This is a genomic window from Vibrio hangzhouensis, assembly GCF_900107935.1.
Classification (GTDB): domain Bacteria; phylum Pseudomonadota; class Gammaproteobacteria; order Enterobacterales; family Vibrionaceae; genus Vibrio; species Vibrio hangzhouensis.
On record NZ_FNVG01000051.1, the window covers coordinates 1 to 11,647 of the forward strand.

At 50.3% G+C, this 11,647-nt stretch carries 8 protein-coding genes; 4 read left to right on the forward strand and 4 right to left on the reverse strand.

Annotated features, from left to right (window positions below):
• Positions 1-879: 879 nt before the first annotated feature.
• Complete coding sequence (locus C4S60_RS23135) at positions 880-3,306, reverse strand: bifunctional aspartate kinase/homoserine dehydrogenase II (protein ID WP_103882865.1); 2,427 nt, start codon at positions 3,304-3,306, stop codon at positions 880-882.
• Between the two features lie 8 nt (positions 3,307-3,314).
• On the reverse strand, positions 3,315-4,484 hold the full coding sequence (locus C4S60_RS23140; RefSeq protein WP_103882867.1) for an O-succinylhomoserine (thiol)-lyase: 1,170 nt from the start codon (positions 4,482-4,484) through the stop codon (positions 3,315-3,317).
• A gap of 258 nt (positions 4,485-4,742) precedes the next feature.
• Between C4S60_RS23140 and metJ the strand changes: the two genes are divergently transcribed.
• A complete protein-coding gene (gene metJ / locus C4S60_RS23145; protein ID WP_006071165.1) occupies positions 4,743-5,063 on the forward strand; it encodes a met regulon transcriptional regulator MetJ in 321 nt (106 codons plus the stop codon).
• A 136-nt stretch (positions 5,064-5,199) separates the two neighbouring features.
• Here metJ and C4S60_RS23150 read toward each other — a convergent pair whose 3' ends face one another.
• Together C4S60_RS23150 and rpmE are read right to left on the reverse strand one after the other, a co-directional pair.
• A complete protein-coding gene (locus tag C4S60_RS23150; protein WP_103882869.1) occupies positions 5,200-6,459 on the reverse strand; it encodes a malic enzyme-like NAD(P)-binding protein in 1,260 nt (419 codons plus the stop codon).
• A gap of 289 nt (positions 6,460-6,748) precedes the next feature.
• Positions 6,749-6,967: a 50S ribosomal protein L31 gene (gene rpmE / locus C4S60_RS23155; RefSeq protein WP_006071169.1), complete on the reverse strand. Its 219-nt coding sequence runs from the start codon at positions 6,965-6,967 to the stop codon at positions 6,749-6,751.
• A 282-nt stretch (positions 6,968-7,249) separates the two neighbouring features.
• Here rpmE and priA point away from each other — a divergent pair, with 282 nt between their 5' ends.
• The 3 genes from priA to C4S60_RS23170 all read left to right on the forward strand — a co-directional run bounded on the left by priA (position 7,250) and on the right by C4S60_RS23170 (position 11,359).
• Positions 7,250-9,451: a primosomal protein N' gene (gene priA / locus C4S60_RS23160; protein WP_103882871.1), complete on the forward strand. Its 2,202-nt coding sequence runs from the start codon at positions 7,250-7,252 to the stop codon at positions 9,449-9,451.
• Positions 9,452-9,719: 268 nt separating this feature from the next.
• On the forward strand, positions 9,720-10,727 hold the full coding sequence (cytR, locus tag C4S60_RS23165) for a DNA-binding transcriptional regulator CytR (RefSeq protein WP_103882873.1): 1,008 nt from the start codon (positions 9,720-9,722) through the stop codon (positions 10,725-10,727).
• An 83-nt stretch (positions 10,728-10,810) separates the two neighbouring features.
• Positions 10,811-11,359: an SPOR domain-containing protein gene (locus C4S60_RS23170; RefSeq protein WP_103882875.1), complete on the forward strand. Its 549-nt coding sequence runs from the start codon at positions 10,811-10,813 to the stop codon at positions 11,357-11,359.
• The last annotated feature ends 288 nt before the right edge of the window (positions 11,360-11,647 follow it).

Genomic DNA, 11,647 nt, shown 5'->3' on the forward strand with positions numbered 1-11,647 from the left:
TGCCTCACCGCTTCGCTTTTGTGCGCTGTACAAACGTGGGGCCACTCGGGGTAGTTACGCGCTTTAATAGATCTTCACTTGCGTGAAGATGACGGACGTTGGGAGAACTCGTACCACGAGTGACTCATCCAACTCATACACCCTGCCTTACCGCTTCGCTTTTGTGCGCTGTACAAACGTGAGGCCGCTCTGGGTAGTCACGCGCTTTAATAGATCTTCACTTGCGTGAAGATGACGGGGATTGGGACCTCATACCGCGCGTGACTCACTAAACCAAAACACCCTACCTCACCGCTTCGCTTTTGTGCGCTGTGCAAATGTGAGGCCACTCGGGGTAGTCACGCGCTTTGAGAGATCTTCACTTGCGTGAAGATGACGGGAAAGGTGAAGATGACGATACTTTCGTTTTCTCCAATACTCCGTCATCTCCTTGAAAAAGGAGATCTCCTACCGCAAGTGACTCACTAAACCAAAACACCCTACCTCACAGCTTCGCTTTAATGCGCTGTGCAAATGTGAGGCCACTCGGGGTAGTCACGCGCTTTGAGAGATCTTCACTTGCGTGAAGATGACGGGAAAGGTGAAGATGACGATACTTTCGTTGTCTCCAATACTCCGTCATCTCCTTGAAAAAGGAGATCTCGCACCACGAGTGACTCATCCAACTCATACACCCTACCTCACAGCTTCGCTTTTGTGCGCTGTGCAAATGTGAGGCCACTCGGGGTAGTCACTCGCTTTGAAAGATCTTCACTTGCGTGAAGATGACGGGCTAGGTGAAGGTGACAACGGGAATAACATGACGCAAAAAAAGATGAAGGTGACGACAGGAATAACGTAGCGCAAAAAAAAAGATGACGGTTTCCCGTCATCTTATTTCTAAAAGAAGCTCGACATCAGGTTCAGATCGGACTGAATCGCGCCGGCGGTGACTTCCCGGCCTGCGCCTGGGCCACGAATAACGAGGGGGTTGTCTTTATACCACTTACTCTCAATCGCAAAGATATTGTCACACGGCAGCAGGTTCGCCAGCGCATGTTCCTTAGAGAGAGCCTCTATACCAACCCTGGCCTTACCTTGTCTGTCCAGACGGGCGACATATCGCAGGACTTTTTCTTCGCGCTGTGCTTTCTCCAGACGCTCTTGTAACAGCTCACTAAGAAGCCCGGCTTGCTCGAAGAAACCATCAAGCGACAAATCTCTGAGCTCCTCAGGTACCAGTGACTCCACCGCGACAGCATCAGGTTCAATTTCTAACCCGGATTCACGCGCCAGGATCACCAGCTTACGCATCACATCCGAGCCATCGAGATCAGAGCGAGGATCCGGTTCTGTCAGCCCTTGCTGCCAGGCTAAATCCACCAGCTCACTGAATGGCACACTGCCATCATATTGCTGGAACAGCCAGGACAAAGTACCAGAAAAAATACCCGACAGCGCCACAATATCATCACCGCTTTCACGCAAGTCACGCACCGTATGGTTTATCGGAAGCCCTGCGCCAACAGTGGCATTGTAGAGCCAGTGACGACCGGTTTTAGAGAACGCGTCCTGAACAGCATGGTAGCTGATGCTAGGCGCTGAGCCTGCCACTTTGTTGGCGGAAATCAAATGCATACCATTTTCGGCAATACTTACGTATTGAGAGGCCAGCAATGGGCTCGCAGTGACATCAAGTACCACGACTTCATCGTACCCTTGCAGGCTGGATAACTGCTTCAACCAAACATCGCCCTGATAGGCCACTGCCTCATCTGTGTATCGCTCGAGAACCGTCTGCTCATCAATGCCGTTATCATCCAGCCAGTAGGTTTGACTGTCGATCACTGCCACCAGGTTAAAGGTCATTCCGCGCCGTTTCTCTAGCTCGCTTTTCTGCTGTTTGAACAAAGACAACCAGCTGGAGCCGATATTCCCTTTTCCGCACAATGCGACAGCCACGCGCTTCTGAGCCTGGAACAGTTGTGTGTGAACCGATTTAAGCAACGGCTGAATTTCCGACTTGCGCAATACCGCAGCCAGACTGAGTTGTGAACCTGCCTCGGAGAAAAACTCCACAGGCGCATGCTTGAGTTGTTGATAGAAACCAAAACAGTGATTAGCATTCTTAGTCACACCGGCACCAACCGCCGCCAGCATTGAGTACCCTTCTCTTAGCTTGATCTCCGCTTCAATCGCCAAATCTTGCAGTTCATTCAGTGCACCCGAGGCAATCTCAGCGGTATAAGCCAAGCGCAAACGAGCCTGATCAGACTGAACTTCAAATGCCAATGGCTCCAGCTGAGCACGTTTAAGTCCGTTAAGCACTTCGTTGCGAGCACGCTCAAAATCGTGGCCACTGCTAAATGCCAGGTCAATCAATAGCACTTCATCCAGAGACGTAATGATCTTTGCACCACGGCCCGATGCCAGCACACGTTCGATGCGTGTCGACCCCGATTCAGGCTGATAGCTACAACGCAGGTTCAAATCCATCGCACTTTGCGCCACGGGCTGCAGTGTACGGCTGTGTAGTACAGGGGCAGCAAGGCGAGCGAGTTCACTCGCCTCATCCAATCGTAGTAACGGAAGCAGGCAGGCATCGCTCACCACGCGAGGATCGGCACTGTACACGCCTGCCACATCGCTCCAGATGGTCACACATGATACTTCTGCCAACGCACCGATGACCGTCGCCGAATAGTCAGAGCCATTGCGGCCCAGCAGCACCGTTTCGCCCAATTCACTTTGCGCCATAAAGCCAGTAATCACCACTCTGTGGTGAGCGTGTTGCGCCAGTACTTCTTTAATTAGCGGGTAAGACTTGGCGCGGTCGACTTCCGGCTGAGTGCCATGTTCCGCACGTAAGAACGCGCGCGCGTCCTGTGCCACCGCAGGTAGGTCCGACTGACGTAATAATGCAGCCAGCAAACGGGAAGACCAGACCTCACCGTGACCGAGCACTGCCGCACGCTGCGCTTCTGTAAGTGGATAGCTCAGTTCACCCAGAGTGCTGAATTCATCACTCAGCAATCCTATCAGGTGCTCGGCTTCCTCGCCGGTCAGCAGTTGATCGACCAACTCGGTCTGAAACTGTCTTAGCGCTTGCAAGTGTTCATGGGCGATACGTCCATCTTTATTTAGCGCATCGAGGAACTCAATCAAACGGTTGGTAGTTTTACCAGCTGCAGAGACCACTATCAGGTCTTCGTTGTGTGAGTAATCTTTTAGAATCGACACCACACGACGATAACACTCAGGATCGGCCAGACTGCTACCGCCAAATTTGTGTAACTGCTTAGTTGCAGCAACGCTTGGGTTGATCATTGCTCTGCTTATCCTTCGAATGTGGCCGCTTTATCAAACGCTTGCTTCAGGTCATCAATCAGATCCTGAGCATCCTCCAGACCAACCGACAAGCGCAGTAGTTGCTGCGATACGCCCGCCTCCGCCAGCGCTTCTTCACCCATAGCACGGTGCGTCATAGATGCCGGATGGCAGATAAGACTCTCAACCCCGCCCAGTGACTCAGCCAGCGAAAACAGCTTCAGTTCACCAACAAAGTACTTCAGCTGCTCGAAGCTGCCTGCAAACTCAAAGCTCAGCATAGAACCAAAACCCGACTGCTGTTTCTTCGCAATCTCATGGCCCGGATGATCAGGCAGGCTTGGGTGATAAATCACTTTAACCAGCGACTGCTGCTTCAGAAAATCCAGAATGTGCGCTGAACTTTCTTCATGCACGCGCATGCGTGCGCCCAGAGTGCGGATCCCACGCAATGTCATATAACTATCAAATGGCGTGCCTGTGGCGCCAATACAGTTGCCCCACCAGGCGAGCTCTTCTGCATGTTCTTCGGTTTTGGTGATTACCACACCACCAATCACATCGGAATGGCCGTTGATGTATTTTGTCGTGGAATGAATCACAAAGTCCGCACCCAGCTCGAGAGGCTTTTGGTACACCGGTGTCAAAAAGGTATTGTCGACCGCCACCAGCGCGCCCACCTTGCTGGCCTTTTCACACACGGCAGCAATATCGACCACACGCACCAAAGGATTCGACGGCGTTTCCAGCAGGATCAGTTTTGGTTTTGCTTCCAGCGCTGCATCAAAAGCTGCTTCATCGCTCTGGTCAACGAACTGAACCTTGAAATCCCCCTTCTGGGCACGGGTATTGAACAGACGGTAAGTACCACCATAACAATCGTGAGGTGCAACAATGGTGTCCTCTGGCCCCAGAAACGCAGATACCCACAAGTTCAGTGCCGATGTACCGCAGTTGGTCACCACCGCCCCTTTACCAGATTCCAGCTCATACAGAGCCTGCTCGAGAAGCCCACGGTTTGGGTTACCTGAGCGGGTATAATCATAAGTAGGCACTTCACCAAATGCCGGGAAGCCATAGTTAGTTGAGAGATAGATAGGCGGCACCACAGCATGATGCTGGGTATCAGACTCGATACCAGTACGTACGGCTATTGTCGCTGGCTTCCGATTGCTCATAGAAACTTCCTTTATCAAATCGCATGGGCGGATGGGGTTATGCTCAGTGTCCACTTTTGTCGCGCATTTTAGAATGGACAGAAGTGGCAGACTTTAGAAAATTAACATTGCGTTAAAATGAATGTCCACTTTACTTTCCATTTTGTGAGACGTCAACACTTCTAGACGTCTATATGTCTTTGCTTATGGCGGTAAATCCCGCTAAAATTGCACAATTCTTATTACTACTATTTATGATTAACAGAGCGAAGGTGTGCAATGGCAGATTGGAATGGCGAATACATTAGCCCATACGCGGAGCACGGTAAAAAAAGCGAGCAGGTAAAAAAGATCACGGTATCCATCCCGTTGAAGGTGCTAAAGGTATTGACTGATGAACGTACTCGTCGCCAAATCAATAACTTACGTCATGCAACCAATAGTGAACTATTGTGCGAAGCCTTCCTGCATGCCTATACCGGTCAACCGCTTCCAACCGATGAAGATTTAAGAAAAGACCGTCCAGATGACATCCCAACCGAGGCCAAAGAGCTGATGACGGCGATGGGGATTGAGTTTGAAGCGTTTGATGAAGAGTAAAAGCTAAAATCGGTTCCTGGTTCCTGGTAGAGATATTTAAAAAAGCGCATTGGCTGTTTGTCCAATGCGCTTTTTAGTTTATCTAGGAATAGCGCTTCTATCTGGGGCCCAGGACCAAGAACCGCTTTCCCGCGTCTTAAGCCATGTAATTCTCAGGCATCTCAATTCTCGCCACGCCAGAATCCACCGCCGCTTTTGCTACCGCTTTCGCAACGCGCGGCAGCAGACGTGGGTCCATAGGTTTTGGAATGATGTAGTCTTTGCCAAACGTCAGCGCTTCAACACCCGCTGCGCTTAGCACTTCTTGTGGCACTTCTTCTTTCGCCAGGTCACGGATTGCGTCCACAGCCGCCAGTTTCATCTCGTCATTGATTTCGCTGGCACGAACATCCAGTGCACCACGGAAAATGAACGGGAAGCACAACACGTTGTTCACCTGGTTCGGATAGTCTGAACGACCAGTACCCATGATCAGGTCATCACGTACCTGATGCGCCAGTTCTGGCTTAATTTCTGGATCTGGGTTAGAGCAGGCAAACACAATCGGCTTGTCAGCCATCAGCTTCAGCGCTTCCGGTGGCAACAGATCCGGACCTGAAACGCCTAGGAACAAGTCCGCACCCTCGATGACATCTTCCAGTGTGCGCATGTCAGTATTGTTGGCAAACAGTTCTTTGTACTCGTTAAGGTCATCACGGCGGGTATGGATCACGCCTTTACGGTCCAGCATGTAGATCTTCTCACGCATAGCGCCACACTTGATCAGCAGCTCCATACACGCGATGGCAGCCGCCCCCGCCCCCAGACACACGATGCGCGCTTCTTTCAGATCTTTACCTTGCAGCTCGATTGCATTCAGCATGCCCGCTGCAGTTACAATGGCTGTGCCGTGCTGGTCGTCGTGGAATACCGGCACATCACAACGCTCAATCAGACGACGTTCGATTTCGAAACAGTCCGGCGCTTTAATATCTTCTAAGTTGATGCCACCAAAAGTGTCAGAAATGTTAGCTACAGTGTCAACAAACTCATCGATAGTACGGTGCTTGACTTCAATATCAATCGAATCAAGACCAGCAAAACGCTTAAATAGCAGGGCTTTACCTTCCATAACTGGCTTAGAGGCCAATGGACCTAAGTTACCCAGCCCCAAAATAGCCGTGCCGTTGGAGATCACGGCAACCATATTGCCTTTAGCAGTGTACTTATACACATTTTCAGCGTTATGAGCGATTTCACGGACGGGCTCAGCCACACCTGGGCTGTATGCGAGGGCAAGGTCAGCAGCCGAATCGGCTGGCTTAGTTAAAGCAACTTCGATCTTTCCAGGAACTGGGTTGGCATGGTAATCAAGCGCTTGTTGGCGAAATTCGTCGATTTGATGATCATCGGACATGGTATGCAATCCTGCTTATTCTACGAGTATTAAAGACTGAGTGGTAAGAGTATAAACCGCTTCGTAATTATTAGCTTTGCTTCTAAAGGGTTACAGACTCTACAGAGTGGACTACACGAACGGGGATACAATAACGGCGAGGTTATGACAGTGGTTCGTCACTCTGAGTTATTTATACTACGCTAGATAATTGAGATTTTGAATGTATTGTATACAGAATTGTTTTATTTTTGCCTAAAAAACAAAAAGGACGCCGAAGCGTCCTTTTCTGGAATCTGCAAAAGTAAAATTACTTCTTGCTAGATAGAGCACCGAAACGCTTGTTGAAGCGATCAACACGGCCGCCAGTATCAACGATACGTTGCTTACCAGTGTAGAATGGGTGGCACTTGTCACATACGTCCAGGTGGATAGAATCTTTACCTAGAGTAGAGTTGAATTCGAATGTGTTGCCGCAAGAGCAAGTTGCAGTTACTGCTTTGTATTCTGGGTGGATACCAGCTTTCATGGGAAACCTCAAAAGTTTAGGCCGTGTCGCCATCCGATTCTAAGCCGGACACCACACGTAGTTTAATAAAAGACTTATGATATCGCTGAGGCGTTCTTCGAAGCCAACAAGCCATACCATCAAGGCGCAGTATAGTAATGAATAGTGCCAATGGAATCAACTAAAATTGCCACTTTTTTCACCACCTTTAGGTGAGTTCGCTCAGTTTACTTAATTAACAGTTTATCCCACCCCGTCTAGCTAGTTAGAATAGTGGTCCAATTTATCAATACCGACCTTACTATGCGCCCAAACGTTGCTCGTGTTGCACTGCCAGTGCCACTGGACAAACAGTTCGACTACCTCGTACCCGCACACCTGTTTCCCGTGGTGGGTGGACGAGTATCAGTGCCATTTGGTCGCCAGACTCTGGTGGGTATTGTGACTCAGTTCAGCCATGAGTCGGATTTTCCCATCGATCAGCTCAAGCCGATCAAAGCGGCACTGGATACGCAACCGGTCTGGTCTACACCTCTGTATGAACTGATTGCCTGGTGCAGCCAGTACTACCAGCACCCCCTGGGTGACACGCTCAGCAATGCCCTGCCCTCAGCGCTGCGAAAAGGCAAAGCGGCTGAATTTGCAGCTACGGTGGAATGGCACATCACCGAGGCGGGCAAAAACCAGTTGATGGCAGGCTTTGGGCGTGCAGTGAAGCAGGCGAAAGTGATGCATATGCTGGAATCCGGTCCGTGTAATCATCAGGCATTTATCGACAATGAAGTCAGCACCAGTGTGCTAAAAACCCTGACGGAAAAAGGTTGGATAGACTCTCAGGAAAAACAGGCGCCAAGAACCAGCTGGCCTGAGAACATGACCAACGAGCCCGTTGACCTGCGGCTGAACGCCGAACAAGCTGTGGCGATTGCCTCGGTCAACAGTCAGAACGAATTTGGCTGCTATCTACTGGAAGGGGTAACGGGCTCAGGCAAAACCGAAGTGTATCTGCAAATGATCCGCCCGGTATTAGAACGCGGCCAACAGGCGTTAGTGCTGGTACCGGAAATCGGACTCACCCCGCAGACCATCAATCGCTTTAAAAAACGCTTTAACGTCCCTATCGAAGTGATTCACTCCGGGCTGAATGATACCGAACGTCTGAACGCCTGGCTCAGTGCTCGCGACAAAGTCGCCGGGATTGTGATTGGTACCCGTTCGGCACTGCTCACGCCTTTTGCCGATCTCGGCATTATTATCGTCGATGAGGAACACGACACCTCATACAAACAGCAAGATAGCCTGCGCTACCACGCCAGAGACGTGGCGGTGATGCGGGCCAATAAAGAGCAGATACCCATTATCCTCGGTTCCGCCACCCCTTCTATCGAAACACTGCAAAATGCGCTCAGTGGCAAATATCACCACCTGATTTTGAGCCAGCGCGCTGGACTGGCGGTGCCGACCACCAACAAAGTGATCGATGTAAAAGGTCAGTATTTAGAGGCGGGACTCTCGGCACCTTTGATCGCTGAAATCCGGCGTCACTTAGAGCTGGGTAATCAGGTGATGCTGTTTCTCAACCGCCGCGGATTCAGTCCGGCGTTGATGTGTCATGAGTGCGGCTGGACCGCAGAGTGCCGCCGTTGCGACGCCTACTACACCTATCATCAGTCGAGCAATGAGATTCGCTGTCACCACTGTGGTTCCCAGCGCCCGACTATCCACCAGTGTGAAAGTTGTGGTTCGAATCAGTTGGTGACCGTCGGTGTCGGTACTGAGCAACTTGAAGCGCAGTTGGAGAGCCTGTTCCCTGACTTCAATACCATTCGTATTGACCGCGACAGCACAAGACGCAAGGGCAGTCTGGAAAGTGCACTGGATGCAATCAAGAAAAACGAGTACCAGATATTGATTGGTACTCAGATGCTGGCCAAAGGGCATCATTTCCCCAATGTCACCTTAGTGGCACTGCTCGACGTCGATGGCTCGTTATACAGCAGCGATTTTCGCGCTTCTGAGCGTCTGGCTCAGCTGTTTATCCAGGTGGCAGGCCGCGCAGGCCGCGCCAGTAAACCAGGCGAGGTTTTGCTGCAAACGCACCATCCCGATCACCCGCTGCTGCAGTCATTACTGCACAAAGACTATCGACACTTTGCTGAAACGGTCATCGAGGAGCGCAAAATGGCCAGGCTGCCACCGTTTAGCTTCCTGACCCTGATTCGCGCCGAAGCCAACAACAGTCACGATGTCGAAACATTTTTGCGTCAGGTTCGCCACTCGCTGGAGGCTCACCCGTTGTTTGACCACCAATCGATGGTATTAGGGCCGACGCCAGCCCCTATAGCGAAACGGGCGGGCAAATCCCGATGGCAACTGATGCTTCAGGTACCGACACGCAGTTTGATGCAAAAAATCGTCACCAGCGCCAAACCGGTGATCAGCCAGTTGCCCCTGGCAAAAAAAGTTCGCTGGTCGATGGATATCGAACCTCAGGATCTGAGTTGAGATTCGAAAATCGATTGTTTTCAAAACTATAACTAGCTCTAGTTGTGATACAATTCACAAATGCATTGCAAAATATGTTAATCAGACCGTAACTTTCCGAATGGAAATGAATAATATTTATTAATAGGTCATGATTAAAAAGACGGACCCATATCGTCTATTTATTAGTCAAAATAAAGATTTAACGCATAAATAACCAATCAGGTTACATAACAATAGATAATAAGTCGCAACCTGAACAACTTAGAGTAAGAGAGGACACACGTTTATGGCGACAATGAAGGATGTTGCCCAGCTTGCAGGCGTCTCGACGGCTACGGTATCCAGAGCATTGATGAATCCCGAGAAAGTCTCATCATCAACCCGAAAACGCGTTGAAGATGCAGTACTTGAAGCTGGCTATTCACCCAATTCACTGGCCCGGAATTTGCGCAGAAATGAATCAAAGACGATTGTCACTATAGTGCCAGACATCTGCGATCCCTATTTCTCTGAAATCATCCGTGGTATTGAAGATGCAGCAATGGAGCATGGCTATTTAGTGTTATTGGGCGACAGTGGTCAATCCAAGAAACGCGAAACCTCGTTTGTAAATCTGGTCTTTACCAAACAGGCCGATGGTATGTTGCTACTCGGCACGGACCTGCCTTTTGATATCAGTAAGCCGGAGCAGAAGAATCTGCCTCCTATCGTCATGGCTTGTGAGTTTGCCCCTGAGCTTGAACTGCCCACGGTACATATCGACAACCTGACTTCCGCCTTTGAAGCCGTTAACTACCTCTCTCAGCTCGGCCATAAACGCATCGCTCAAATTGCCGGACCTGACACCGCCTTTCTTTGCCGCTTCAGGCAGCAGGGCTATCAGCAAGCCTTGCGCCGTGCCGGGATTCAGATGAATCCGGCCTACACCGTTAAAGGGGATTTTACCTTTGAAGCGGGGGCGAAGTTAGTGCGTACTCTGCTGGCGTTGCCAGAGCCTCCGACGGCCATCTTCTGTCACAACGACATTATGGCTATCGGTGCGATGCAGGAAGCGAAAAAACTCGGGCTACGTGTACCTCAGGATCTCTCTGTGGTTGGGTTTGATGACATTCAGTTTGCTCAGTATTGCGATCCACCGCTGACCACCATTTCCCAGCCTCGTTATGAGATTGGCCGTCAAGCCATGTACATGATGCTGGAAGTGCTCAAAGGGGTCGATGTCCGTGCTGGCTCACGACTGCTGGATACAGAACTTGTGGTCCGCGACAGTGCTGCTCCTCCAAGAATCCTGTAGTTAGCACGATACTGACTTGCAACTTGACCTTGTGGTATTTACCATGAGGTCAGTGATTTAATCGAATTTCAGAACCTATTCTTGTGGCAAACCGAGACTATGTAAGGCGAGGTAAAGGCACCAGCCGTCGACCTTCAAAAAAGAAACCTTCTGGCAAAAAACCATGGCGCAGTGGTCTGCTTGCTATTGTGTTAGCTGGCGCATTCGGCTACGGCCTATACACGCTAAGTAATGATCCCGAGCCACCAAAGCCCAAACCCGTTGCGACTAAACCCGCAGTGAAACCCAAACCTAAGCCGGCAAAACCGATCCCGCCACCACCCGAGGAGAAGTGGGATTACGTTGAAACCCTGCCCAACCGCGAAGTGGAAGTAAAAGCCAAAGAACAGGTGGCGTCTGAGATCCCGTACATCATGCAGTGCGGTGCCTACAAGACACTGGCTCAGGCAGAAGCCCGCAAACTGGATATCGCCTTCCAGGGCATCTCCAGCACCATTCGCAAGAAAGAGAACAGCAGTTGGTTCCGTATTGTGCTTGGCCCATACAAATGGAAGCGAGACGCTGAGCGCGATAAGCACAAATTGCAACGAGCCAAAATAGAACCGTGTGCGATTTGGAAAGAGGCGCAGTAGGTTCTATGGTTCTATGGTTCTATGGTTCTATGGTTCTATGGTTCTATGGTTCTATGGTTCTATGGTTCTATGGTTCTATGGTCCACAAAACCATAGAACCTCAAAATCATCTAGTGTAATACGCTGTTCGTTATCTCCCCTCAGGGCCACAGGGCCATAGTCCCGCTCTTAAACCGCTTTTCTTCCCCCTTGAAATCCTTTTCTTTCGTCCACATATCCATTTCAGACACAAATTAAAACCAAAATGAGGCAAACGTCGTGACTACTATCGTATCTGTACGCCGAAAC